The 23,857-nt window shown below is 68.1% G+C and carries 22 protein-coding genes; 7 read left to right on the top strand and 15 right to left on the bottom strand.

The window, feature by feature from the left end:
* Entirely contained in the window at window positions 1–1,188 is a 1,188-nt protein-coding gene (locus tag AC0KUR_RS30765; protein ID WP_034186245.1) for a heme biosynthesis protein HemY, read from the top strand.
* A 65-nt stretch (window positions 1,189–1,253) separates the two neighbouring features.
* Here AC0KUR_RS30765 and AC0KUR_RS30760 read toward each other — a convergent pair whose 3' ends face one another.
* The 5 genes from AC0KUR_RS30760 to AC0KUR_RS30740 form a co-directional block, all read right to left on the bottom strand.
* Entirely contained in the window at window positions 1,254–2,480 is a 1,227-nt protein-coding gene (locus AC0KUR_RS30760; RefSeq protein ID WP_473376825.1) for an alpha/beta fold hydrolase, read from the bottom strand.
* Window positions 2,477–2,887, bottom strand: a complete 411-nt coding sequence (locus tag AC0KUR_RS30755; RefSeq protein WP_473376824.1) for a helix-turn-helix domain-containing protein — start codon at window positions 2,885–2,887, stop codon at window positions 2,477–2,479. The genes AC0KUR_RS30760 and AC0KUR_RS30755 overlap by 4 nt, the downstream gene beginning before the upstream one ends.
* 243 nt (window positions 2,888–3,130) lie before the next feature.
* Entirely contained in the window at window positions 3,131–4,435 is a 1,305-nt protein-coding gene (locus AC0KUR_RS30750; protein WP_034186243.1) for an MFS transporter, read from the bottom strand.
* Window positions 4,436–4,533: 98 nt separating this feature from the next.
* On the bottom strand, window positions 4,534–5,292 hold the full coding sequence (locus AC0KUR_RS30745; RefSeq protein ID WP_124609532.1) for an SDR family oxidoreductase: 759 nt from the start codon (window positions 5,290–5,292) through the stop codon (window positions 4,534–4,536).
* A 68-nt stretch (window positions 5,293–5,360) separates the two neighbouring features.
* A complete protein-coding gene (locus tag AC0KUR_RS30740; protein ID WP_473376823.1) occupies window positions 5,361–6,800 on the bottom strand; it encodes an aldehyde dehydrogenase family protein in 1,440 nt (479 codons plus the stop codon).
* Between the two features lie 225 nt (window positions 6,801–7,025).
* Here AC0KUR_RS30740 and ppa point away from each other — a divergent pair, with 225 nt between their 5' ends.
* Complete coding sequence (ppa, locus tag AC0KUR_RS30735; RefSeq protein WP_011352863.1) at window positions 7,026–7,553, top strand: inorganic diphosphatase; 528 nt, start codon at window positions 7,026–7,028, stop codon at window positions 7,551–7,553.
* Window positions 7,554–7,607: 54 nt separating this feature from the next.
* Here ppa and AC0KUR_RS30730 read toward each other — a convergent pair whose 3' ends face one another.
* Window positions 7,608–8,399 carry a GIY-YIG nuclease family protein gene (locus AC0KUR_RS30730; protein ID WP_200088276.1) on the bottom strand — a complete coding sequence of 264 codons (792 nt, stop codon included), beginning with the start codon at window positions 8,397–8,399 and terminating at the stop codon, window positions 7,608–7,610.
* 49 nt (window positions 8,400–8,448) lie between these two features.
* Entirely contained in the window at window positions 8,449–9,483 is a 1,035-nt protein-coding gene (locus AC0KUR_RS30725) for a helix-turn-helix transcriptional regulator (protein WP_473376822.1), read from the bottom strand.
* 151 nt (window positions 9,484–9,634) lie between these two features.
* Here AC0KUR_RS30725 and AC0KUR_RS30720 point away from each other — a divergent pair, with 151 nt between their 5' ends.
* Window positions 9,635–11,893, top strand: coding sequence for a glycoside hydrolase family 3 C-terminal domain-containing protein (locus AC0KUR_RS30720; protein WP_473376821.1), 2,259 nt, complete (start codon window positions 9,635–9,637; stop codon window positions 11,891–11,893).
* 71 nt (window positions 11,894–11,964) lie between these two features.
* On the opposite strand, the gene AC0KUR_RS30715 is transcribed toward AC0KUR_RS30720, so the two are convergent.
* Window positions 11,965–13,143, bottom strand: a complete 1,179-nt coding sequence (locus tag AC0KUR_RS30715; RefSeq protein WP_049030133.1) for a GNAT family N-acetyltransferase — start codon at window positions 13,141–13,143, stop codon at window positions 11,965–11,967.
* Window positions 13,144–13,243: 100 nt separating this feature from the next.
* On the opposite strand from AC0KUR_RS30715, the gene AC0KUR_RS30710 reads away from it, so the two are divergent.
* Entirely contained in the window at window positions 13,244–14,974 is a 1,731-nt protein-coding gene (locus AC0KUR_RS30710) for an NAD+ synthase (RefSeq protein WP_473376820.1), read from the top strand.
* A gap of 83 nt (window positions 14,975–15,057) precedes the next feature.
* The gene (locus AC0KUR_RS30705; RefSeq protein ID WP_006398637.1) at window positions 15,058–15,396 is read left to right on the top strand and encodes a P-II family nitrogen regulator; all 339 of its coding nucleotides are present in this window, start codon (window positions 15,058–15,060) and stop codon (window positions 15,394–15,396) included.
* A gap of 170 nt (window positions 15,397–15,566) precedes the next feature.
* Here AC0KUR_RS30705 and AC0KUR_RS30700 read toward each other — a convergent pair whose 3' ends face one another.
* Together AC0KUR_RS30700 and AC0KUR_RS30695 are read right to left on the bottom strand one after the other, a co-directional pair.
* On the bottom strand, window positions 15,567–16,646 hold the full coding sequence (locus AC0KUR_RS30700) for a porin (protein WP_049032448.1): 1,080 nt from the start codon (window positions 16,644–16,646) through the stop codon (window positions 15,567–15,569).
* Window positions 16,647–17,190: 544 nt separating this feature from the next.
* Window positions 17,191–18,117 (bottom strand): LysR family transcriptional regulator, encoded by a 927-nt coding sequence (locus AC0KUR_RS30695; protein WP_049032450.1) that lies wholly within the window; start codon window positions 18,115–18,117, stop codon window positions 17,191–17,193.
* A gap of 133 nt (window positions 18,118–18,250) precedes the next feature.
* On the opposite strand from AC0KUR_RS30695, the gene AC0KUR_RS30690 reads away from it, so the two are divergent.
* Window positions 18,251–18,748, top strand: coding sequence for a GNAT family N-acetyltransferase (locus tag AC0KUR_RS30690; protein ID WP_226228041.1), 498 nt, complete (start codon window positions 18,251–18,253; stop codon window positions 18,746–18,748).
* Between the two features lie 54 nt (window positions 18,749–18,802).
* Here AC0KUR_RS30690 and AC0KUR_RS30685 read toward each other — a convergent pair whose 3' ends face one another.
* The 4 genes from AC0KUR_RS30685 to AC0KUR_RS30670 all read right to left on the bottom strand — a co-directional run bounded on the left by AC0KUR_RS30685 (window position 18,803) and on the right by AC0KUR_RS30670 (window position 22,000).
* Entirely contained in the window at window positions 18,803–19,582 is a 780-nt protein-coding gene (locus AC0KUR_RS30685; protein WP_034186235.1) for an ABC transporter ATP-binding protein, read from the bottom strand.
* A gap of 18 nt (window positions 19,583–19,600) precedes the next feature.
* Window positions 19,601–20,314 (bottom strand): ABC transporter permease, encoded by a 714-nt coding sequence (locus AC0KUR_RS30680; RefSeq protein WP_034186234.1) that lies wholly within the window; start codon window positions 20,312–20,314, stop codon window positions 19,601–19,603.
* Entirely contained in the window at window positions 20,311–21,000 is a 690-nt protein-coding gene (locus AC0KUR_RS30675; protein WP_034186233.1) for an ABC transporter permease, read from the bottom strand. Before AC0KUR_RS30675 ends, AC0KUR_RS30680 begins: the two co-directional genes overlap by 4 nt.
* Before the next feature lie 217 nt (window positions 21,001–21,217).
* Window positions 21,218–22,000 carry an ABC transporter substrate-binding protein gene (locus AC0KUR_RS30670; protein ID WP_034186329.1) on the bottom strand — a complete coding sequence of 261 codons (783 nt, stop codon included), beginning with the start codon at window positions 21,998–22,000 and terminating at the stop codon, window positions 21,218–21,220.
* 362 nt (window positions 22,001–22,362) lie between these two features.
* Between AC0KUR_RS30670 and AC0KUR_RS30665 the strand changes: the two genes are divergently transcribed.
* Window positions 22,363–23,061: a pirin family protein gene (locus AC0KUR_RS30665; protein WP_034186232.1), complete on the top strand. Its 699-nt coding sequence runs from the start codon at window positions 22,363–22,365 to the stop codon at window positions 23,059–23,061.
* A 70-nt stretch (window positions 23,062–23,131) separates the two neighbouring features.
* On the opposite strand, the gene AC0KUR_RS30660 is transcribed toward AC0KUR_RS30665, so the two are convergent.
* Window positions 23,132–23,683, bottom strand: coding sequence for a Spy/CpxP family protein refolding chaperone (locus AC0KUR_RS30660; protein ID WP_034186231.1), 552 nt, complete (start codon window positions 23,681–23,683; stop codon window positions 23,132–23,134).
* Window positions 23,684–23,857 lie beyond the last annotated feature (174 nt).

Genomic DNA, 23,857 nt, shown 5'->3' with positions numbered 1-23,857 from the left:
ATGACGCTTCGAGGAATCGTCTGGCTCGCGGTCCTGTTCGCGATCGCCGCGGCGCTCGCCACCGTCGGCCGTTTCGACGCGGGGCAGGTGCTGCTCGTCTATCCGCCGTACCGGGTCGACGTGTCGCTGAACCTGTTCGTGATCGCCATCGTCGTGCTGTTCATCGTCGTGTACGCGCTGCTGCGCATCGTGCGGAACATCTGGCGCATGCCGCAGCGGGTCGCCGCGTATCGTGCGCGTTCGCGCAACGAGAAGGCGCAGGCGTCGCTGCGCGATGCGATTTCGAACCTGTACGCGGGCCGCTTCTCGCGCGCGGAGAAGGCCGCGCGTGAAGCGCTGTCGGTCGACGCGAACCTGGGCGCCGCGAGTCTCGTCGGCGCCACGGCCGCGCACCGGATGCACGAGTACACGCGCCGCGACGACTGGCTGTCGAAAGTCGATGCGCCGGAATGGCAGGACGCACGGCTGCTCGCCGCGGCCGACATGCGCGCGGATGCGCGCGATGCCGACGGCGCGCTCGCCGCGCTCGCCGACATGCAGGCCGGCGGCAAGCGCATCCATGCGCAGCAGGTCGCGCTGCGTGCGCAGCAGCAGTTGAAGAACTGGGCCGAGGTGCTGAAGCTCGCCAAGGCGCTCGAGAAGCGCGAGGCGCTGCATCCGGCCGCGGCCGTGCGGTTGCGCCAGCAGGCGGCGGAAAACCTGCTGCGCGAACGCCGGCACGACCCGGACGCGCTGCTCGAAGTGTGGCAGTCGCTGTCGCCGGTCGAGCGCCAGTCGCCGCGTCTGGCCGATCTCGCGGCCGACCTGCTCGTGCCGCTCGAGCGTCGCAACGAAGCGCGCCGCATCGTCGAGGACGCGCTCGCGCACAACTGGGATGCACGCCTGTTGCGCCGTTACCCGGATACGGCCGGCGCCGATGCGCTGCCGCTGATCCAGAAGGCGGAAGGGTGGAAGAAGGATCACCCGGACGATGCCGACCTGCTGTTCGCGCTCGGCCGCCTCTGCCAGCAGCAGCAGCTGTGGGGCAAGGCGCAGTCGTTCCTCGAATCGGCGTTGAAGCTGGCCGACAACGACGCGCTGAAGGTGCGGGCACATCGCGCGCTCGCGCGCCTGTTCGAGCAGCTCGGCGAAACCGACAAGGCGGCGAAGCACTATCGCGAAAGCGCGCTCGCGATCACCGTGGTCTGACGCGGCGGCTGGGCCGCGCAAGACGCCCCGAACGCCAGGCGGCCTTCGGGGCTTTTTTTTGTCCGTCATGCGCCGAGCCTGCGCAGCAGGTCCGCCTCGCTCGCGACGAACCAGACCGACTTCCCGCGATTGGACTCGCGAACGAGCGCGCGCAGCGCTTCGCTGCGCGCGAGCCGGCGGTCGATGTCGCCGACCACGCCGAGCCGGACGCCGTAGTTGACGAGCTTCTGCAGCACGGTGCCGGCCAGCCCGCTGTCGAGCCGGTAGAAGTCGTCGTGCAGCGCGTCCGCGGCGATCGCGATCCAGTCGGCTTCGTGCTCGTGCGCAAGCGCGACGAGGTCGAGCGCATCGCTTTCCCGCCGCACGAGGCCGGCACAAGGATCGCGGACCAGCACGCGGCTGCCGGCTGCCTGAACGATTCGGTGGTGCATGTCGATCGGTTTCGTCGAGATGAGAAACGCGAGCACGTTGTCGCGCTGCCCGCGGATGAAGTGACGCTGCTCGGGAAGCATCAGGACCTGCGCGTGCGGCACGAGACGCGTCAGGCGATCGTGCGTGTCGCGTGAATCGAGCAGCGCGTCGCGACCGCCGACGATCGCCAGGACGGGCGCGGACAGCGTGCGCAGCGTCGCGTCGTCGAATACCGGGATCGGTTCGAGGCGCGGGCGAAACCCGCGATCGACGGCGCGCATCAGTGCGAGCGCGTCACGTTCGGCCGGCGTCGACGCGGGCGGCAGGCGGCCGAGCACGCGCCGTCGCACGCAGGCGCGCCCGACCTCGCCGAGCAGCAGCAGCGGGAGTGCCCACCACAGAAACGGCTTTTGCCGGCCGATGCCGGACGGGCAGAGCAGCACGAGCCGCGTCACGCGCGCGGGCCGGCGCAACGCGAAGTCGAGCGCCGTGCGCGCGCCGAGCGAGATGCCGACGAACGCGGTGCGCGACACCTGCAGGCCGTCCAGCACGTCGTCGAGCCATTGCGCGTACGCGTCGCTTGCCAGCGGCGGGCGCGACGGCGCGCTCGGCCCCGCTTCGCCGATCACGTCGATCGCGTAGAGCCGGAAGTGCGTCGACCATGCGGCCGCGTAGTGCTGCCAGCTGGCCGCCGTCGTCTGCGCGCCATGGATCAGCACGACCGGCGGCGCGTGTTCGGGGCCGCAGGCGATCACGTGCGTCGCGCCGTGGCGCGTTTGCACCGTGATGCGCCGATGGCCGGCCGGCCAGTGCAACAGCGCGGCCGCGTAGGCGGCGCGAATCGCGCGTGCGTGGCGGGGCGACCGGAAGATCGCGCTCATGTCCCGCTTTTCTGCAGCAGCATGTCGAGCGACAACATCAGCGCCGCCGTGTCGGCCGGCGTCGCGGCGACGACGACCTTGACCAGGCTCGAGGCGGGGTCGAACGTGACGTCGATCCGCACGGGATCGACGTACGACGTGCGGCCCGACGCCATCGCGTGCAGCGACCGCGACAGGTACTGGTGCAGCGATTGCGACGCGTCGGGGATGTCGACGATGCTGGTGACGCGCACCGCGCGCGGAGCGGCGGCCGGCGCCGCCGGCGCGAACGCGGCGAGGTCGGTGTCGAGGATGCGGTACGCACGGCCGACCCGCGTCGCGCGCAGCTTGCCGTCGCGAATGAACCGCAGGACGGTCTTCGGATGGACGCGCAGGCGTGCGGCAGTGTCTTCGACGGTGTGGAACATGATCGGCAAATGATTCCCTTAATGTTCTTTATTGTTCCATATATATAGGAGCATAAGGGAATAATTTGGTGGATAAGGTGCCATCGTCCGTCTGGCGTGGCGTCCGGTCGATCCGCGTGGCGCCGGTCCGAAAGCAAAAACGCCCCGGCGACCGGACGGATGCCGGTCGCCGGGGCGTTTCGGTGGAGGCAGTCGGTCGGCCGGCGCGCTCCGTGTGCCCGGTGTGCGGTTACGCGCCGCGCATTACTTGTCGACCAGCCGCTTCGGCACCGACAGCGCGAGCAGCCCGCCGAGCACGAGGAACCCGGCGAGCATGTACATGCCCGCATCGTTGGCGCTCGTCGCCTGCTTGAGCCAGCCCATCAGGTAGGGGCTCAGGAAGCCAGCGAGGTTGCCGATCGAATTGATCATCGCGATGCCGGCCGCGGCGGCCGTGCCGCCGAGGAAGGCGGTCGGCAGGCTCCAGAACAGCGGCAGCGTCGTCAGGATGCCGATCGTCGCGAGCGTGAGGCCGAACATCGCGAGCGCGGTCTGGTGCGCCCAGATCACCGACAGCACGAGCCCGAGCGCGCCGATCGCCGCCGGAATCGCGAGGTGCCAGCGGCGTTCGCGGCGCTTGTCCGCGCTGCGCGCGATCAGGATCATCGCGACCACCGCGGCCGCATACGGAATCGCCGACAGCAGGCCGATCATGATCGTGTCGGTCACGCCCGTCGCCTTGATGATCGTCGGCAGCCAGAAGCCGACGCCGTAGAGCCCCATCACGAACGAGAAATAGATCAGCGCCATCAGCCATACGCGCGGGCTCGACATCACCGCGCCGAGCGACAGGTCCTCCTTGGTCGCTTCCTCCGCGTCGACGTTGCGGGCGAGCAGCGCCTTTTCCTCGTCGGTCAGCCACGTCGCCTTCGCGATCCGCTCGTCGAGCGTGAAGAACACGAGCACGCCGGCGAGCACCGACGGGATGCCTTCGAGCAGGAACAGCCATTGCCAGCCGTGCCAGCCGCTCACGCCGTCGAACGCCTTCAGGATGAAGCCCGAGATCGGCCCGCCGATCACGCCGGACAGGGCGACGGCCGTCATGAAGAACGTCGTCATCCGGCCGCGCCGGTGCGCGGGATACCAGTACGTGAGGTAGAGGATCACGCCGGGGAAGAAGCCCGCTTCGGCGACGCCGAGCAGGAAGCGCATCACGTAGAACATCGCGGGCGTCGTGACGAACATCGTCAGGATCGAGATCACGCCCCAGGTCGCCATGATGCGCGCGATCCACACCCGCGCGCCGACCTTGTGCAGGATGATGTTGCTCGGCACTTCGAACAGGAAATAGCCGAAGAAGAAGATCCCGGCGCCGAGCCCGTACACGGTGTCGCTCAGGTTCAGGTCGCTCGCCATCTGCAGTTTCGCGAAGCCGACGTTCACGCGGTCGAGATACGCGACCACGTAGCACAGCAGCAGGAGCGGCACGAGCCGCCATGAGACCTTGCGGTAGGTTGCTTCCTCGAATGCGCCGGACGAGCCCGGCAGCGACTGCGTCGATGTTGCCATGTTGTCTCCAGTCCTTGTAGTTGGCCGGAGCGGGCGCAGCGGCGCCCGATCCGGTTTCGTGCGAAGCAATGGCGTGATTGTCGTGCCGCCCGTTACGACTAGATGCAGCGCCCGCCGTCGACTTCGAGGCACACGCCGGTGATGAACTCGGCCTCGTCGGATGCAAGGTAGAGCGCCGCGTTCGCGATGTCCTGCGGCGTCGAGAAGCGGCCGAGCGGGATCGTCGCGAGAAAGCGGCGGCGGTTTTCCGGCGTGTCCTCGCAGCCCATGAACTCGGTCATCAGCGCCGTCTCGCCGAGCACGGGATTGATGCAGTTCACGCGGATGCGGTCGGCGCCGAGCTCGGCCGCGAGCGACTTGCTCGCGGTGATCATCGCGCCCTTCGTGCTGTTGTACCAGACGAGGCCCGGGCGCGGCCGCACGCCGGCCGTCGACGCGACGTTGACGAACACGCCGCCGCCCTGGGCGCGGAAGTACGGCACGAAGGTCTGCACGCACCAGAACAGGCTCTTCATGTTGACCGCGTACACGCGATCGAACTCGGCTTCCGTCACGTCGAGCACGGGCTTGTTGCGGTGCGTGGTGCCCGCGTTGTTCACGACGATCTGCACCGCGTGGAAATCGTCGAGCGCGGCCTGCAGCAGCGCATGCCAGTCGTCCTGCCTCGACACGTCGCCGGCGACCGCGATCGCCTTGCCGCCCGCGAGCGCGATCTCGCTCGCGACGCGCTCGGCCGCCGTGCCGTTCAGGTCGTTGACGACGACGTTCGCGCCTTCGCGCGCATACGTCTTCGCGATGCCTTCGCCAAAGCCCGAGCCGCCGCCCGTGACGATGGCCGTCTTGCCGCTCAACCGCATGGTGTGTCTCCTGTGCTGGTTATCAGAATCGTCGTGCGTCATGTCGCGACCGGCCGCCGCCGGCGCGTTCAGCCGTGGCGGATCGCGATCGTCTTCAGCGCGGTGAAGCCGTACAGCGCCTCGAAGCCTTTTTCACGGCCGTGGCCCGAGTGGCCGACGCCGCCGAACGGCAGCTCGACGCCGCCGCCCGCGCCGTAGTTGTTGATGAACACCTGGCCCGCGCGCAGGCGGCGCGCAAGCCGCATCTGGCGCGCGCCGTCGCGCGTCCAGATGCCCGCGACGAGGCCGTATGGCGTGCCGTTCGCGAGCGCGACGGCTTCGTCCTCGTCGACGAAACGCATCGCGGCGAGCACGGGGCCGAACACTTCCTCCTGCGCGAGGCGGTGCGACGGCGGTACGTCGCGCAACAGCGCCGGGGCCTGGTAGAAGCCGCTTTCGGGCGCATCGGCGACGACCTGCCCGTGCGCGGCCATCGGAATGCCGTCGTGCTGCGCGTCGGACAGGAAATCCCACACGCGCTGCTGCTGCTTCGCGTTGATCAGCGGGCCGCAGTCGAGATCGGCGCGGCTCGGGCCGACGCGCAGCCCGTTGAACGCGGTGGCGAGGCGCTCGACGAGCGGCTCGTACACCGCGCGCTCGATCAGCACGCGGCTGCCGGCCGAGCAGGTCTGCCCGCCGTTCTGCACGATCGCGGACACGAGCACGGGCAGCGCCGCCTCGAGATCGGCATCGGCGAACACGATCTGCGGCGACTTGCCGCCGAGTTCGAGCGTGACGGGCACGTGGTTCTCGGCCGCCATCTGCGTGACCAGCTTGCCGGTGGCCGGCGAACCCGTAAACGAGATGTGGTCGATGCCCGGATGGCGCGCGAGCGCGGCACCGGCTTCGTGGCCGTAGCCGGTGACGATGTTGAGCGCACCGGCCGGCAGACCGGCTTCGGCGGCGAGCTCGGCGACGCGCAGCACGGACAGGCACGCGTCCTCGGCCGGCTTGACGACGCACGCGTTGCCGGCCGCGAGCGCCGCGCCGACGCTGCGCCCGACAATCTGCATCGGGTAGTTCCACGGCACGATGTGGCCCGTGACGCCGTGCGGCTCGCGCACCGTCAGCACCGTGTAGCCGGCCTGGTAGGGGAGGGTTTCGCCGTGCAGCTTGTCGGAGGCGCCCGCGTAGAACTCGAAGTAGCGCGCGAGCGCGGCCGCGTCGGCGCGTGCCTGCTTCAGCGGCTTGCCGGTATCGCGCGCCTCGATCGCGGCGAGTTCCTCGATCGAATCGGTCACGCGCGCCGACAGCCGCATCAGCACGCGGCCGCGTTCGGCGGCGCTCGCGGCGCCCCACGGGCCCGCGAACGCGTCGCGGGCCGCGGCGACCGCGCGCTCGACATCGGGCGCCGTGCCGCGCGCGATGACCGCGAACGGCTGGCCATCGGAGGGATCGACGACCGCGATGGTTTCCAGTTGCGCGGGCAACGTCCATTCGCCCGCGATGAAGTGCTTCGCCTCTTCCATGCCTGCTCCCGTGTACCCGGGTTGGCGCTTCAGCGCCGACGCCGATGCCGTGCCACGCGGCCGGCAGTGCGACGGCCGACCATCCGGAACGATTATCGCGCCGATCGTCATCCGGACGCCACCGGTCGATTGGCTATAATGGCGCATTCCCTTGGGGGGCGCCCGCGCCGGTGCATCGGCCGCTGCGCCCTGTCCCGAATTCCCATCGACCTACAGAGAGTGCTCATGAGCTTCAATCATGTTCCGGCCGGCAAGGACCTGCCGCAAGATTTCAACGTGATCATCGAGATTCCCGCGCAAAGCGACCCGGTGAAGTACGAGGCGGACAAGGAACTGGGCCTTCTCGTCGTCGACCGCTTCATCGGCACGGGCATGCGCTATCCGGTGAACTACGGCTACATCCCGCAGACGCTGTCGGGCGACGGCGATCCGGTCGACGTGCTGGTGATCACGCCGTTCCCGCTGCTGGCAGGCTCGATCGTGCGCTCGCGCGTGCTCGGCATGCTGCAGATGACCGACGAGTCGGGCGTCGACGCGAAGCTGGTCGCCGTGCCGCACGACAAGGTCTGCCCGATGACGGCGAACCTGAAGTCGATCGACGACGTGCCCGAGTACCTGAAGGACCAGATCAAGCACTTCTTCGAGCAATACAAGGCGCTCGAGAAGGGCAAGTGGGTGAAGGTCGAAGGCTGGGCCGGCATCGAAGCCGCGCACAAGGAAATCACCGACGGCGCCGCGAACTACAAGAAGTAAGCGGCGTGCCGGCCGACGGCCGGTTCGTACGGAACGCGGACCGCGCGTGTCTCCTTAGGAGGCCGCGCGGTTTTGTTTTGGGCGCGCGGGTTTCCGGCGTGCGGACGGCGCCGCGGCCGGCGCGGTCTTCGCACGTGTTGCGCGGGGCGGGGCCGCTTCGATGGTTGTCGCGGCCGATGGCCGGCGACGGGCCGGCTCGGAAGCGGCGTTCTTGCGCGTGTTCGCCGCGGGCTGGCCGACGGCGGCCGGGGCCTTCGGTTTCGATGAAGCGGATGCGGGCGGCTTGGTCTTCTTTACCGACATGCCGCGCGACGCGGTCTTTTTTACGGCTGTGGCGCCGTCGGCTTGTGCACGTTTCGCTTCCGGCGCGGCCTTTTTGGCTTTCGTCGCCGCTGGTTTGCGCGTTGCCGCCTTTGCCGGTTTGCCGACTTTCCCGGCCTTCACGTTTTCCGCTGCAGCCGGTTGCGCCGCGGCCGTGTCCGCCAGGTTGTCGGCGTTCTCCGCCTTCGCCTGCTTGCGCCCGCGCGTGCGCACCGGTGAGCCGGCCGCGTCCGCGCTTTCATCGAGCGTCGCCACGACGGGCAACACCGATTCGAGCGTCCGCAACCCGGCCGCCAGCTCCCGCTTCTGCACGGGCGTAAGCCGCTTCACCCAGTATTCCGCCCGCGACGCGCTCGATCGGTCGGGCAGCGGAAACGACGCGAGCACCGCACGCGGCTTGCGCGAGCGCGTGTAGCGCGCGCCCTTGCCGGACGCGTGTTCGTCGAAGCGCGCGGCAACGTCGGTCGTGATGCCCGTATAGACGCTGTCGTCGGCGCATTCGATCAGATACAGAAACCAGGACATGGCAGGGCGGCGGAGTGCGAAGCCGCCAGTGTCTCAGAAAAAACGCGCGTCAACGCCACCGGTCGCCGTGTCCGTCGCGAAAGCGGCTCGGCGCCGCGCCGAGTTCGCGCGTGAAGAAGCGCGTGAATGCGCTCGTCGAACGGAAGCCGACGCGCACGCCGATCTCGCCGATCGGCAACTGCGTGTTCAGCAGCAGGTCGCGTGCTTCGCCGAGTCGCGCCTGCGCGACGAGCGCATGGAACCCGACGGCTTCGCGATGCAGCCGCCGGCGCAGCGTCCAGCGCGACATCGCGAAGCGCGTGCATACGTGCTGCATCAGCGTGTCGGTCGGCACGTCGACTTCGTCGGACGTGCGCAGCCAGTCGCGCACGCACTGCTCGACCGACGAGCCGAACGTCGAGCGTGCCCGCACGCGCTCGCGCGCGGCGTCGGCCGCATGACGCTGGATGCCGGCGAGCGGCGCGTTGTAGCGCTCGAACGGCGTGTCGAGGTGCGCGGAGCGCAGCACGATGCGATTGTGCGCGGCGTCGAACGACATCGGCGCGCCGAGCATGTCGCGCAGCGCGGCGGCGGGCGCGAACGCGCGGCCGGCGAATTCGGCGTCGGCGATGCGTGCGTGCGGATCGTACAGGCGCGCGAGTGCCGCGAGGATCGCGAGGTTGGTGAATGCGCTGCCCGCGTGCCGGCCGTCGCCTTCGTTCACGTACTCGAGCGCGATCGCATCGCGATGCTCGTGCGCGAACACCCAGTCGACGTTGCCGATCAGCTCGCGATAGTGCAGGTAGCCGTGCAGCGCGTCGCGCAGCGTCGCCGCGTTGCACGTGATGCCCGCGAGTTCGGGAAACTGCACGAGCCACGGCACGACTTGCGGCGGCGGGCGACGCCACGACAGCGGCCAGCCGCTCGTCAGCTGCATCGCAGCCACATGCCGGTCGCCCGCGATGCGGCGCGCGTCGTCGGTGAGCTCGGCCGGCCCGATGCCGAGCGTGTCGTAAAGCGGCGCGGGATCGATGCCGTTCGCGCGCGCGTCCTCGCACAGCCAGCGGTAGATCCGTACGGATACCGATTTCTGTTGCAACTCCATGTCTGTCTCCCTGTCGTCATGCCGTTCGGGTTTGTCCCCGCTGCGAGAGGTCAACGCATGCTCCTGCCGGTCAAGCGTGGTGACCGGTCACTTTTTAGACTCGGACGCTGGAGTGTGGCGACAAGTACAACAGAACGATTCTGGAGGATCAATGAAAACTTCGCTGTTCCGGTGTTCGACGATTGCGTCCGCGTGTGCGCTCACGGTGCTGCTCGCGTCGTGCGGCGGCGACGACATCCAGGCGGGCCCGAGCGCGCCGGCCGACCCCGATGCGGCGGCCGACCGGCGCGCGGCCGCGCTCGTCGCGCAACTGACGACCGACGAGAAGCTGCAGCTCGTGCACGGCACGGGCATGCCCGCGCTCGACCTGGGCGGCCCGTTCCCGGCCGACGCGCTGAACGGCGCCAGCTACATCCCCGGCGTGCCGCGGCTCGGCATTCCGGCGCTCAGCAGCGCCGATTCGGCGGGCGGCGTGAACGTGAAGAACGCGCGCGTGACCGCGCTGCCGGCGCCGGTCGCGCTCGCGGCGACCTGGGATCCGGCGCTGGCGGGCACTTACGGCACGCGCATCGCGCTGGAACTGCGCGCGCTCGGTTTCGCGGAAGGGCTCGGCGGCGGCGTGAACCTCGCGCGCGAGCCGCGCAACGGCCGCACGTTCGAATACATGGGCGAGGATCCGGTGCTCGCGGGCACGCTGAGCGCCGCGCGCACGCAGGCGACGCAGGCGCAGAAGGTGATCGCGACGATCAAGCATTTCGCGTTCAACGACCAGGAAACCAACCGGATGACGATCGATTCGGTCGTCGACGAGCGGACCATGCGCGAGGCCGAGCTGCTCGCGTTCGAGATCGGTGTGAAGGACGGTCAGCCGGGCAACGTGATGTGCTCGTACAACAAGCTGAACGGCGTGTATGCCTGCGAGAACCCGTATCTGCTGACGACGGTGCTGAAGAACGAATGGGGCTTCAAGGGCGTCGTGCAGTCCGACTGGGGCGCGACGCACTCGACCGTCGCGGCCGTGCAGGCCGGGCTCGACGAGGAGCAGCCGGGCGCGGCCGACGACGGCAACGCGCCGCTCGGCTCCTACTTCAACTCGAAGCTGCGCGCGGCGCTGCAGGCCGGCAGCGTGTCGGCCGCGCGCCTGAACGACATGGTGCAGCGCAAGTTGCGCACGCTGATCCGCATCGGCGTGATGGATGCGCCGCCGAAGCCGGGCGGTGCGATCGACGAGGCCGCCGGCAACGCCGATGCGCTGGCGATCGCGCGGCAAGCGGCGGTGCTGCTGAAGAACGCGGCCGTGCCCGGCGATGCGCAGCCCGTGCTGCCGCTCGCGGCCGGCGCGCTCAAGTCGGTCGTCGTGATCGGCGGGCATGCGGATGCCGGCGTGCTGTCGGGCGGCGGCTCGGGCGCGGTACCGGCGATCGACGGCAACGCGGTGACGACCTGCGAGCAACCGGCCGGCACGCTGTTCGGCGGCTGCGCGACCTGGTACAAGTCCGCGCCGCTCGCGGCGATCCGCGCGAAGGCGCCGAACGCCTCGGTCAGCTATCTCGACGGGACCGATGCGAATGCCGCGGCGGCCGCGGCCGCGCAGGCCGATGTCGCCATCGTGTTCGCGACGCAGTGGCAAACGGAAGGGCTCGACCTCGCGAGCCTGTCGCTGCCGGATGCGAAGGCCGATCCGTACAACCAGCAATACGACCAGAACGCGCTGATCGCGGCCGTCGCCGCGAAGGCGAAGCGCGTGGTCGTCGTGCTCGAGAACGGCAGCCCGGTGCTGATGCCGTGGCTCGCGAACGTGCACGGCGTGCTCGATGCCTGGTATCCGGGCGCGCAGGGCGGCCAGGCGATCGCCGACCTGCTGTTCGGCGACGCGAATCCGTCGGGCCGGTTGCCGCTGACGTTCCCGAAGCAGGAAGCCGACCTGCCGCAGCCGGCGATCGATCCGTCGCGCACGCAGACCGTCTATGCGGAAGGCCTCGCGTACGGCTATCGCTGGTTCGACGCGAAGGCGATCGAGCCGCTGTTCCCGTTCGGCTACGGGCTGTCGTACACGACGTACGCGATGTCGGGGATGTCGGCGCAGGCCGACGCGGCGGGCAACGTGAAGGTCGGCGTGACGGTGACGAATACGGGCGCGCGTGCCGGTGCGCAGACGGTGCAGATCTACGCGGCGCTGCCCGCTTCGCTCGGCGAGCCGCCGAAGCGGCTCGTCGGCTGGACCAAGGTCGCGCTGCAGCCGGGCGAGGCACGCACGGTCAGCGTCGCGGTGCCGGCGCAGCGCTTCGCGGTATGGGATGCGAATGCGCATGCGTGGCGGATCGGCGCGGGGAGCTACGTGCTGTCGGCCGCCGCGTCGTCGCGCGACCCGCAGGCGCTGTCGCAGACGGTGACGCTCGCCGCGCACTGAGCCGGAGGCGGCCGTGCGTCATGCGGCGAGGCCGGTCGTGGCCTCGCCGCATGACGACGTGCCTGCCGGTGCTATTCGGTGCCGCGCCGGAACGGATCGTGTTCGCGCAACTCGTCGACGTACGCGTGGATATGTTCGGTCTCGCGTTCGAGGAAGCGCGCGACCGCATCGGAAAACGCCGGGTGCGCGAGCCAGTGCGCGGAGTGCGTGACGGTCGGCAGGAAGCCGCGTGCGAGCTTGTGCTCGCCTTGCGCGCCGCCTTCGAACGTGTCGAGCCCGGCCTCGATGCAGAATTCGAGCAACTGGTAGTAGGCCGTTTCGAAATGCAGGCAGGGGACGTGTTCGATCGCCCCCCAGTAGCGGCCGTACAGCGTGCCGCCGCCGTGCTCGCCGCGCCGGTACACGGCGAGCGCGCTCGCGATCGGCCGGCCGTCGGCTTCCGCGATCACGAGCAGCAGGTTCTCGGGCATCGTCGCGCCGATCGTGCGGAAGAAATCGAGGTTCAGGTACGGGCTCGAAAAGTGTTCGCGGTAGGTCTGCCGGTAGCAGCGCGAGAAGAAGCGCCAGTCGGCGTCGGTGATCCGGTCGCCGGTCAGCCGCCGGAACGTCACGCCCGCGTCGTGCACCTTGCGTCGCTCCGCGCGGATGTTCTTGCGCTTCTTCTGCTCGAGCGTGCCGAGGAAGTCGTCGAAGTGACGGTAGCCGTCGTTGAGCCAGTGGAACTGCACGCCTTCGCGCAGCATCATCCCCATCGATTCGAGCAGCCGCGCCTCGTCGCCGGTCGGGAACAGCACGTGCAGCGACGACACGTCGCTCTGCTCGGCGAACGCGAGCAGCGTGGCCGCGAGCCGGCGGCGTGCGTCGTCGTCGGCCGCGAGCAGGCGCGTGCCCTGCACGGGCGTGAACGGCACCGCGCACAGCAGCTTCGGGTAGTAGGGCAGGTCGTTGCGCTGATAGGCGTCGGCCCACGCCCAGTCGAACACGTATTCGCCGTAAGAATGCTGCTTCGCGTAGACGGGCGCGGCGGCCGCGAGGCGGCCGGTGCGCTCGTCGGTCAGCGTGACGAAGTGCGGCGACCAGCCGGTCTCGTCGACCGCGCAGCGCGCGACGTGCAGTGCGTCGAGAAATTCGTGGCGCAGGAACGGCGTCGGCTGCGCGTCGCGGGCGAGCAGCGCGTTCCATTCGTCGGCCGGCACCTCGGCGGGGGACGACAGGATGCCCGTGCGATAATCGATGCGTGCGTGTTTCAAGCGTGAATCCGTACCGTTGGATGTTGCCGGATGCGTGCCGCCGCGGCCCGCGTCCGGTTCGATTTCGTCAGCCGTTCCGGGCGCGCCGCCCGATCCCGCCATGAAGACCCGACTCGCTCTTGCCCAGATCAACGTCACCGTCGGCGATTTCGCCGGCAACGTCGCGCGGATCGTCGCGGCCGCACGCGCCGCGCACAACGATGGTGCGCAGCTGATGGTCGCGCCCGAACTCGCGCTGTCCGGCTATCCGCCGGAAGACCTGCTGCTGCGGCCCGCGTTCTACGCGGCGGCGGCATCTGCGCTCGCTGCCCTGGCCGACGCGCTGAAGGCGTTCGACGGGCTCGCGGTGCTGGTCGGCCATCCGTTGCGCGGTCCGGGCAGGGGTCCGGGCAGCGGTGCGGGCGTCGATCCGCACGCGCCAGCCGTCGATGGTAATGCAAACCGCCCGATCGAGCGCGGCGTGCCGCCCACCGATACCTTCAACGCGGTATCGCTGATCGTCGGCGGGGCAATCGTCGGCACCTACCGCAAGCAGGATCTGCCGAACGCCGAGGTGTTCGACGAGAAGCGCTACTTCGCGACGGACGCCGAGCCGCTCGTGTTCGAGCTGAACGGCGTGAAATACGGCGTGATCATCTGCGAGGACGCGTGGCATGCGTCGGCCGCGCAGATCGCGAAGGCGGCCGGCGCACAGGTGCTGCTGATTCCGAACGGCTCGCCGTACCACATGAACAAGGAAGCGGTGCGCATCGACATCCTGCGCGCGCGGATCCGCGAGACCGGGCTGCCGATGGTGTACGTGAACCTCGTCGGCGGCCAGGACGAGCTCGTGTTCGACGGCGGCTCGTTCGTGCTCGACGCGCAGGGCGCGCTCGTCGCGAAGATGCCGCAGTTCGACGAAGGCCATGCGATCGTCGAATTCGACGGCGCGCGGCCGTTGCCCGGCACGATCGCGCCCGAGCTGTCGACGGATGCGCAGGTGTACCGCGCGCTCGTGACCGGCGTGCGCGACTACATCGGCAAGAACGGTTTTCCCGGCGTGCTGATCGGGCTGTCGGGCGGCGTCGATTCGGCGCTGGTGCTGGCCGTCGCGTGCGATGCGCTCGGGCCCGGGCGCGTGCGCGCGGTGATGATGCCGTCGCGCTTCACGGCCGACATCTCGACCACCGACGCGGCGGAGATGGCGCGGCGCGTCGGCGTGCGCTACGACGAGATCGCGATCGAGCCGATGTTCGACGCATTCCGCGCGGCGCTCGCCGGCGAGTTCGCGGGCCGCGCGGAAGACGCGACGGAGGAGAACATCCAGGCGCGCATCCGCGGCACGCTGCTGATGGCGCTGTCGAACAAGTTCGGCTCGATCGTGCTGACGACCGGCAACAAGAGCGAGATGGCGGTCGGCTACTGCACGCTGTACGGCGACATGGCCGGCGGTTTCGCGGTGATCAAGGACATCGCGAAGACGCTGGTCTACCGGCTCTGCCGCTATCGCAACGCCACGGCCGACTACGGGCTGCGCGACGTGATTCCCGAGCGGATCCTCACGCGCGCGCCGTCGGCCGAACTGCGCGATAACCAGACCGACCAGGACAGCCTGCCGCCGTACGACGTGCTCGACGCGATCATGCGGATGTACATGGAAGAAGACCGGCCGCTCGCGGAGATCGTCGCGGCCGGTTATGCGCAGGCCGACGTCGAACGCGTGACGCGGCTCATCAAGATCAACGAATACAAGCGCCGCCAGGCGCCGATCGGCATCCGCGTCACGCATCGCGCGTTCGGGCGCGACTGGCGCTACCCGATCACGTCGCGGTTCACCGAACGTCTCGAGTGAGCCGTGCTGGGCCGGAGGCGGCCCGCAGGCTTACAATCGGGAACGCGATTTTTCATCCAAACGAGCATTGGGGGACAACCACCATGAAACGCATCACCGCCATCATCAAGCCGTTCAAGCTGGACGAAGTCCGCGAAGCGCTCGCCGAAGTGGGTCTCACGGGCCTGACCGTGACGGAAGTGAAGGGTTTCGGCCGCCAGAAGGGCCATACCGAGCTGTATCGCGGCGCCGAATACGTCGTCGACTTCCTGCCGAAGATGAAGATCGAGGTGGTCGTCGCGGAAGCGCAGGTCGACCAGGTGATCGACGCGGTGATCGGCGCGGCGCGGACCGGCAAGATCGGCGACGGCAAGATCTTCGTGTCGGACGTCGAGCGCGTGATCCGCATCCGCACCGGCGAAGAGAACGAAGCGGCCGTCTGAACGCCGTCGTGCGTCGCCGGGCCTGCGCAAGCCCGTGGTTTGCGGGAGCAGGCGCCAAGCCGGCCCGCCCAAGAAAAAACGGTGCGGATACCCGGTTGGGTACCGCACCGATACGCGCCTCTCGCAGCAGCGTGGAAAGTGTTGTCGAATCGTTCTTTGACGGCGCCTGATCAGAACAGGTGCTGGATACCGGCGTAGACGCCGGTCTGGCTGCCGCCCGGATTCGGGTTGCCCGTCGACACGGCCGTGCCTGCACCGTTCGCGTTCAGGCCGAAGTTCGCGTTCTTGCTGTTGCGCACGGTTGCGACCTGCAGGTCGAACAGCGTGCGCTTCGAGATGTTGTACGAGCCGCCGACCGTGTAGATGTTCGCGTTGCCGCCGCCGTGGTTCGCGTTCACGTGATACACGGCTGCGATCAGCGCCGCTGCCGGCGTTGCCTGCCACGTCACGCCGCCCCAGACCTGCTGGGTACCCGTCACGCCGGCGTTCACTGCCGGGCCGCCGCTGCCGTCCGCGCGCGATGCCTGGTAGGCCGCCTGCACCTTGAACTGGCCGAGGAACACGTTCACGCCCGCGAAGTATTCACGCGAGTAGTTGAACACGTCGGAGAAGCGGCCGTTGCTGTCGCGCGTTTCGTCGTAGATGCCGCGCAACTGGAACAGCGAGTTCGTGTAGGTGACCTGACCGCCCATTGCACGGCCCGGTTGGCCGGCCGTCGTGTTGCCGTTGAAGCTGGTCGAGTTCGAGAACGAGAACTGGCCGTAGAAGTCGAGGCCGTAAAGCGACGGCGACTGGTACGACACGTTGTTGCTGGTCTTGTTCCAGTTGCGGCCGCGCACCAGCGAGGCCGTCGACCAGGCCGACTGGCCGAACGGGTCGAAGTCCCACACGCCGTTGGCGATCGCGAGCTCGCGACCCAGCAGCAGCGTACCGTAGCGGTCGTTCGAGATACCGACGGTCGCGAAACGATCCCAGATCGAGCCGCTGAAGCCGCCCGTCATCGTGTTGAACGCGCCTTCGAGGTGGAACAGGACCTTGTTGCCGCCACCGATGTCCTCGCTACCCTTCAAGCCCCACAGGCTCGTGCCCCAGTCGCCGCTTTCCGCGCGCACTTGGTGGCCGTTTTGCAGGCCGTTCAGGTACTCGATGCCCGCATCCAGGCGGCCATACAGCGTGACGCTGCTCTGCGCGTGCGCCGTCACCACCCCAGCAGCCATCAGCGCGGCCGCGACCAAAGCTTTCTTCATCATCTCCTCCATACCCTGTCAAAAAGTCAACCCAGACTGCACGAGATGCCCGGAGCGCGAGCGCCGGGCAAAAGCGGGATAACCAGGGAGACCTCGTGCAGGGCCGGTAAGCGCGGCACGCGGGCAAGCGGACGGAAAACCGTTGAGCGGTCCCGCGCAGCCGGGTCGGCCTGCGGGGTCTCCTTGTAGTGTCGTGAAGCTAAACTACATTTCACGAACTTCGTTTTGCTACTTTGGTTACTAATTTAGCAAAAATACAATTTTGTGGCGATGGAAATCGTTGTTTGACTAACCGCTGTCGCCAAATTGCCATGCAACACGGTGGGCAACAGGTGCGCCGAGGGTTGGCGATTAACGGAAAACCCTTGTCCCGCAAGGGAGACACGAATTTTTTGGATAGGGGTCAAGGATTGCCACTATTGACGTTGAGAATGCGCGGGCGTAAGCGCGAAAGTCGCGAAATTGGTAAGTATTTCGTAATGATTCGGGTGGTTTCGGCGAACGCAGGCCGGCGCCTGAAACGCCCGTCGCACAAGGCGTGCGGAACCTAGCGCGGGCCCGGCCGCGCGTCGAGCAACTGCGCGCGAATCCAGCGGTGCGCATCGGTGCGCGCATGCTTCGCGTGCGAGTAGACCTTCACCGTGTAGCGCGGGATCTCGAACGGCGCGGGAAAGATGCGGATCGGCGCCGCGTGCCGCAGCGCCTGCGCGGCGCGATTCGGCACGGTCATCAGCAATTCGGATTCCGCGATCACGAACGGCGCGGCCAGCACGGTCGGCAATTGCACGGCGACGTGCCGCGCGAGGCCGAGCCGGTCGAGCACGTAATCGACGACGCCGCGCGATTCGTTCCACGGCGTGACGACCACGTGGCGGGCGGCCAGGTACCGGTCGAGCGTCAGCCGCCGGCGGATCGCCGGATGCGCGGCGCTGGCGATCACGACGTAGTCGTCGGAGAACCAGTCGAAATCCTCGATGCCCGGCGCATCGGCCGCCGATTCCTCGTGATAGCCGAGCGCGAAGTCGATGCGGCCGGCCGCAAGCTCGTCGACGGAGATCTTCCGGTCGGAATGCACGACGCGGATCCGCAGGTGCGGCGCGACGTGCTGGATCCGCGCGAGGAACGCCGGCAGCACCGCGAAGGCCGTGTAGTCGGTCGCGGCGAACACGAACGTGCGGTCGCTTTGCGCGGGATCGAAGCGGCGTGCGCGGGCGAGACCCTTCGACATCGTGTCGAGCGCGTCGCCGGCCCACGTGGCGATGTCGTCGGCGCGCACGGTCGGCTGCATCTCGTTGCCGAGGCGCACGAACAGCGCATCGCCGATCGCGTCGCGCAGCCGCGCGAGCGCGTGGCTCAACGCGGATGGGCTCAACGCGAGCTCGTGCGCGGCCGCCGCGACCGACCGGTGGCGGTACAGCGCGTCGAACACGAGCAGCAGGTTCAGGTCGAGACGGCGCAGGTCGGGATGCATCATGTTCAGGTCTGGATGAAGAAACTGCACTTCCTGCAGTCGTTGCGCGAACGTAGCATGACGGTTCGATCGGCGCCAGCGCGCGTGCGCGGCGCTGCTTTCTGTTTCAGAACCGGGCCGGAGGAGGGCTCAACCCGTGCAAATCGATATCCGTTGCGCCAGCGTCGCCGACGTGCCGTTGATCCTGCGCTTCATCACCGAGCTGGCCGTCTACGAGAAGGCGGAGCACGAAGTGATCGCGACGCCCGCGTCCCTCGAACGCAGCCTGTTCGGCGATGGGTCGCCCGCGCGCGCGCTGATCTGCGAGGTCGACGGCGAGCCGGCCGGCTTCGCCGTGTATTTCTTCTCGTATTCGACGTGGCTCGCGCGGCAGGGCCTGTATCTGGAGGATCTGTACGTGTCGCCGCGTTTTCGCGGGGCGGGCGCCGGGCTGCGGCTGCTGAAGACGCTTGCACGGATCGCGGTCGAGTCGGGCTGCGGGCGGTTCGAATGGAGCGTGCTCGACTGGAACGAGCCGGCGATCCGCTTCTACGAGAGCGTCGGCGCGGCGCCGCAGAGCGAATGGGTGCGATACCGGCTGGCGGGCGACGCGCTGCGCGCGTTCGCCGACGGCGCGCCGGTGAGCGCCGCGTAAACGCAAAACGGGCGCCGCGGGGCGCCCGTTCGACCGTCGTGCGTTTCGTGCGTGTTACTTGAGGCTGCCCGACAGGAACCCGCGCAGGCGTTCGCTCTTCGGATTGGCAAACACCTCGGCCGGCACGCCTTCTTCCTCGACGCGGCCCTGGTGCAGGAACATCACGTGATTCGACACGTTGCGCGCGAAGCCCATCTCGTGCGTGACGACGATCATCGTGCGGCCTTCCTCGGCCAGCTTCTGCATCACCTTCAGCACTTCGCCCACCAGCTCCGGGTCGAGCGCCGACGTCGGCTCGTCGAACAGCATCACGTCCGGATGCATCGCGAGCGCACGTGCGATCGCGACGCGCTGCTGCTGGCCGCCGGACAAATGCGACGGGTACTGCTTCTCGACGCGCGGCGCGAGGCCGACTTTCTCGAGATACTCGCGCGCGCGGTCCTCGGCTTCCTTCTTCGGGATGCCGAGCACGTTCACGGGCGCCTCCATCACGTTCTCGATCACGTTCATGTGCGACCAGAGATTGAAGTGCTGGAACACCATCGACAGCTTGGTGCGCACGCGCTGCAGCTGTTTCGTATCGGCCGCGCGCAGCGCGCCCGTCTTGTCGAGCGCGGTGCGCACTTCCTCGCCGTCGACGAAGATGCGGCCCGCATTCGGCTGCTCGAGGAAGTTGATACAGCGCAGCATCGTGCTCTTGCCGGAGCCGGACGAGCCGATCACGCTGATCACGTCGCCCGAGTTCGCCCTCAGCGACACGCCCTTGAGCACTTCGTTGTCGCCGTAGCGCTTGTGCAGATCGTCGACGAAAAGCTTCTGAGTCTGGGAGTTCATCAATAGTCCTGCGAAAACTTACTTGCCTTGCGGGCGCAGATACGCGAGCCAGCGACGCTCGGCCTGGCGGAACAGCCACACGAGCGTGAACGAGATCGCGAGGTAGAGCAGGGCGGCAATGCCGAACGCATGGAACGACATGTAGGTCGCCGAGTTGACGTCGCGCGCGATCTTGAGGATGTCCGGCACGGTCGCGGTGAACGCGACGGTGGTCGCATGCAGCATCAGGATCACTTCGTTGCTGTACAGCGGCAGCGCGCGGCGCAGCGCCGACGGCAGGATCACGCGGCGATACATCGTGAACGGGGACATCCCGTACGCGCGCGCGGCTTCGATCTCGCCATACGACGTCGCCTTGATCGCGCCTGCGAAGATCTCGGTGGTGTATGCGCAGGTGTTCAGCGTGAACGCGAGCAGCGTGCAGTGCATCCCGTCGCGGAAGAATGCATCGAGCACCGGCGTGCCGCGCACGGCCTGCAGGCTGTAGAGGCCCGTGTAGCAGAGCAGCAGCTGCACGTAGAGCGGCGTGCCGCGGAACACGTACGTGTACAGCCACACGGCGCTCGACAGCCACTTCTTCTTCGACACGCGCGCCACGGCGAGCGGTATCGACAGGCAGAAGCCGAGGCCGATCGACACGACGAGCAGCCACAGCGTGATCGCGACACCGGTGATGCGATAGCCGTCGGTGTAGAGATAGTTGCGCCAGTATTCTTGGATGAGTTCGATCATAGGTCAGCCTTGCGGACACCGGTCGAGTAGCGCTTTTCGAGCCACATCAGCACGAAGTTCGAGATCGTCGTGATGGCGAGGTAGACCGCGCCCGCGATCAGCGTGAAGAAGAAGAACCGCAGCGTGCCCTTGCCGGCGTCCTGCGAGGCCTTCACGACGTCGGCGAGGCCGATGATCGACACCAGCGCGGTCGACTTCACGAGCACCTGCCAGTTGTTGCCGATGCCCGGCAGCGCGAAGCGCATCATCTGCGGGAACATGATCCGCGTGAACACCTGCCAGTTCGTCATCCCGTATGCGCTGCCGGCCTCGAGCTGGCCGCGCGGCACCGACAGGAACGCACCGCGGAAGGTCTCGGTGAAGTACGCGCCGTAGATGAAGCCGAGCACGAGCACGCCAGCGAGGAACGGGTCGATGTCGATCTGGTCCCAGCCGAGCGCGTCGGTCGCCATGTTCAGCCAGATCTGCAGGCTGTAGAACAGCAGCAGCATCAGCACGAGGTCGGGTACGCCGCGGATCAGCGTCGTGTAGACGGTGCCGATGCCGTTCGTCACGCGGTTGCGCGACAGCTTCGCGCCTGCGCCGAGCAGCCCCAGCAGGAACGACAGCGCGAGCGAAAGCACCGCCAGTTTGACGGTTTGCCAGGTGCCAGCGAGGATCAGCGGGCCGTAACCTTGTAGAAACATATGTGGTCCTTGACGGCGCACGCGGTGCGCCGCGAAAGACGCGCCCGCCAAGCTGCGCGGAACGCCCCGTGCGTATCATGACCGTCCGCCCCGGCAACGGTGCCGGGCGAGCCCGTCGCGCGAGCGGCGGGCAAGGGGGCGGGCGGCGCGTGGTTGACTGCCTTTACTGCGTGGACACGGGGCCGCCCCCGCATCCGTTGCTTCTTCTTGTCGGCGCTTAGCGGGCCGGCGCCGAATAGACGCTGAACGAGAAGTACTTGTGCGACAGCCGGTCGTACGTGCCGTCCTTGTGCATGTCGGCCAGCGCCCGGTTGATCTTGAGCTTCAGGTCCGTATCGTCCTTGCGCAGGCCGATCGCGGTGCCGTCGCCGATCGTCTTCGGATCCTTCACTTCCGGCCCGGCGAACGCGAAGCCCTTGCCGCGCGGCGTGCGCAGGAAGCCGTAGTCGGCCTGCAGCTCGTCCTGCAGCGTCGCGTCGAGGCGGCCCGAGCCGAGATCGGTGTAGACCTGGTCCTGGTTCTGGTAAGGAACGATCGTCACGCCCTGCGGTTCCCAGTACGTCTTCGCGTAGGTTTCCTGCGTCGAACCCTGCTCGACGCCGACACGCTTGCCCTTCAGCGACGCGACCGTCGGCAGCAGCGGCGAGCCGGTCTTCGCGATCATCCGGGCCGGCGCGTCATACACCTTGTCGGAGAAGTCGATCTGCTCGCGGCGCTTGTCCGTGACGGTCAGCGACGACACGATGACGTCGTACTTCTTCGCCTTCAGCGCCGGGATGATCCCGTCGAGATCCTGCGCCACCCACACGCATTTCACGTTGATCCGTTTGCAGATTTCCTTGGTGAGATCGACGTCGAAACCGACGATCTCGCCGCTCGGCGCGGTCGACTCGAACGGCGGGTAGCTGGCATCGACGCCGATCCGCACGGTCTTCCACTCCTTCGCGAAGGCGCTGCCCGCCACGAGGGCGAGGGCGGCGCACAGGGCGGCCTTCTTCATTTCCATCCTTCTGTTGCTGACTTTCCGGGGGCGCTCGCGGCCGGCGGGACCGGGCGCCGCGGCGTATTCTAGACGGCCAAAATTCGCCGGACGGCGCTCTGGCGATGGCGCCGCCGGAACGGCGAACGCCAAAAGGGCGGTATTTTACCCGAACGCGATTCCCCGAAAACGGCAATCCGGCGCGATCGATCGATTCCTCGAATCGGCTGTTGCGGCAATCGTGGTATTGACAACGAATATTTTGGCGATTGGTTGCGCGAGCGCAACAATGCTGTGCATTGGCGGCGGATTGTGGCGCGTTCGGTGTCCCCCTACAGTGGCGGTAAACCCGAACAAGTATCTGCCCCCGGAGTGCCCGCGCCATGTTCCAGATCCGCCGCGCCGAAGACCGTTGCCACACGCGCCAAGGCTGGCTCGAATCGAGTCACAGCTTTTCGTCGGCCGGCCGCGCCGCGAACGCGCATCCGCCGGTCGGCGCGCTGCACGTGCTGAGCGAGGACCTGATCGCGCCGACGCGCGGGTTCGGGATGCAGCCGCGTCGCGACGTGGAGATCGTGACCTACGTGCTGGACGGCACGCTCGCGCACCGCGACAGCCTCGGCTGCGGCGCGATCGTCCGCGCCGGCGGCGTCCAGCGGGTGAGTGCCGGGACGGGGCTCGTGCACAGCGAAACCAACGCGTCGCGCGACCGTCCGCTGCATCTGCTGCAGATCTGGCTGCAGCCGGCCGAGCGGGGCGGGCGGCCCGGTTATGAGGAGCGGCATTTCGCCGCCGCCGAGAAACGCGGCCGGCTGCGGCTCGTCGCGGCGCCCGGCGGCGGCGACGGCGCGCTGTCGATGGGGGCGGATGCCCGCATCTTCGCGGGGCTGATCGACGGCGACGAGGGGGTGACCTTCGAGGTCCGCGCGGGGCGCAGCACCTACGTGCACGTGGCGCGCGGCGACATCGAGGTCAACGGCCGCGCGCTGGCCGCCGGCGACGGCGCGCGGATCGGCGGCGTGGACGCGGTGGCGTTCGCGCGCGGCCGGGCGGCCGAAGTACTGCTGTTCGACGTCGCCTGAAACGAAAAAAGGGGACGCGGGCCGGTGCCCGCGTCCCCTTCGGCGCCGCTTCGGGAAGCGGCCCGCCGGCTTACTGCGCCGGCGCCGATGCGCCCTTGGCGGCGCGATGCTGCTCCCAGCGCTCCTTCATCTTCTCGTGGCGCTGTTCCATCTTCGCGTACTGCTGCTTGAGCGCCGTGCTGACCGTCGTCTTCTGCTGGTCGTTCAGCCCGTTGTAGAACGTGAGCCACGCAGCCGACGTCTGCTCGCGCAGTTGCGCGTTCTGCGCTTCGGCCTGCTGGCGTGCCGAATGCATCGCGCTCAGGTCGAGGATGGGCTGGTTCTGCTGTGCCTTGAACTGCTCGCGCACCTGCTCGTGGTTCTTGCGCATCGCGTCATGGTTCTGCTTCATCGTGTTGACGGCCGCCTGCCATTGCTGTTCCTGCGACGCGTTGAGCTTCAGCTGGTCGTGCAGTTTCATGATCGCGCCGAACGGGCCGCCTTCGTGCCCGCCGTGCATCTGGTGCATGCCGGGGCCGCCCGGAGGCGGCATGTCGTTGGGCTGCGCGGCATGCGCGGTGCCGAAGGCGAGAGCGAGCACGGCGGCGGCCGCGATGGCCACGCGGGAAGTCTTCTTATACATTTCAGAAACTCCTTGTATCCAAAGGGTCCGGCGATGCGGTGCCGGAAAAGCCGGGTACCGCATCCGGTAAGACGCAGGTTAGCGATGCAGGCTCCGGCCGGTGTTACGTGGGGCGGCGGCCCGGTTACCGTGCATTACAGTTCCCTTGCGCGGTAACCCGCAGTAACCCTTTCG

The organism is Burkholderia sp. YHN3-13, assembly GCF_055810675.1.
Note: the sequence above shows the minus strand (reverse complement) of the source record. Positions and strands in the feature narration are given on the sequence as shown.

Excerpts from the sequence above, each read along its gene's own strand:
- AC0KUR_RS30710 (WP_473376820.1), top strand. The coding sequence starts at position 13,244 with ATGAAGACCCGACTCGCTCTTGCCCAGATCAACGTCACCGTCGGCGAT.
- AC0KUR_RS30675 (WP_034186233.1), bottom strand. The coding sequence starts at position 21,000 with ATGTTTCTACAAGGTTACGGCCCGCTGATCCTCGCTGGCACCTGGCAA.
- ppa (WP_011352863.1), top strand. The coding sequence starts at position 7,026 with ATGAGCTTCAATCATGTTCCGGCCGGCAAGGACCTGCCGCAAGATTTC.
- AC0KUR_RS30745 (WP_124609532.1), bottom strand. The coding sequence starts at position 5,292 with ATGCGGTTGAGCGGCAAGACGGCCATCGTCACGGGCGGCGGCTCGGGC.
- AC0KUR_RS30680 (WP_034186234.1), bottom strand. The coding sequence starts at position 20,314 with ATGATCGAACTCATCCAAGAATACTGGCGCAACTATCTCTACACCGAC.
- AC0KUR_RS30725 (WP_473376822.1), bottom strand. The coding sequence starts at position 9,483 with ATGGAGTTGCAACAGAAATCGGTATCCGTACGGATCTACCGCTGGCTG.
- AC0KUR_RS30695 (WP_049032450.1), bottom strand. The coding sequence starts at position 18,117 with ATGATGCATCCCGACCTGCGCCGTCTCGACCTGAACCTGCTGCTCGTG.
- AC0KUR_RS30730 (WP_200088276.1), bottom strand. The coding sequence starts at position 8,399 with ATGTCCTGGTTTCTGTATCTGATCGAATGCGCCGACGACAGCGTCTAT.
- AC0KUR_RS30685 (WP_034186235.1), bottom strand. The coding sequence starts at position 19,582 with ATGAACTCCCAGACTCAGAAGCTTTTCGTCGACGATCTGCACAAGCGC.
- AC0KUR_RS30720 (WP_473376821.1), top strand. The coding sequence starts at position 9,635 with ATGAAAACTTCGCTGTTCCGGTGTTCGACGATTGCGTCCGCGTGTGCG.
- AC0KUR_RS30665 (WP_034186232.1), top strand. The coding sequence starts at position 22,363 with ATGTTCCAGATCCGCCGCGCCGAAGACCGTTGCCACACGCGCCAAGGC.
- AC0KUR_RS30750 (WP_034186243.1), bottom strand. The coding sequence starts at position 4,435 with ATGGCAACATCGACGCAGTCGCTGCCGGGCTCGTCCGGCGCATTCGAG.
- AC0KUR_RS30700 (WP_049032448.1), bottom strand. The coding sequence starts at position 16,646 with ATGATGAAGAAAGCTTTGGTCGCGGCCGCGCTGATGGCTGCTGGGGTG.
- AC0KUR_RS30740 (WP_473376823.1), bottom strand. The coding sequence starts at position 6,800 with ATGGAAGAGGCGAAGCACTTCATCGCGGGCGAATGGACGTTGCCCGCG.
- AC0KUR_RS30705 (WP_006398637.1), top strand. The coding sequence starts at position 15,058 with ATGAAACGCATCACCGCCATCATCAAGCCGTTCAAGCTGGACGAAGTC.
- AC0KUR_RS30670 (WP_034186329.1), bottom strand. The coding sequence starts at position 22,000 with ATGAAGAAGGCCGCCCTGTGCGCCGCCCTCGCCCTCGTGGCGGGCAGC.
- AC0KUR_RS30760 (WP_473376825.1), bottom strand. The coding sequence starts at position 2,480 with ATGAGCGCGATCTTCCGGTCGCCCCGCCACGCACGCGCGATTCGCGCC.
- AC0KUR_RS30660 (WP_034186231.1), bottom strand. The coding sequence starts at position 23,683 with ATGTATAAGAAGACTTCCCGCGTGGCCATCGCGGCCGCCGCCGTGCTC.
- AC0KUR_RS30765 (WP_034186245.1), top strand. The coding sequence starts at position 1 with ATGACGCTTCGAGGAATCGTCTGGCTCGCGGTCCTGTTCGCGATCGCC.
- AC0KUR_RS30755 (WP_473376824.1), bottom strand. The coding sequence starts at position 2,887 with ATGTTCCACACCGTCGAAGACACTGCCGCACGCCTGCGCGTCCATCCG.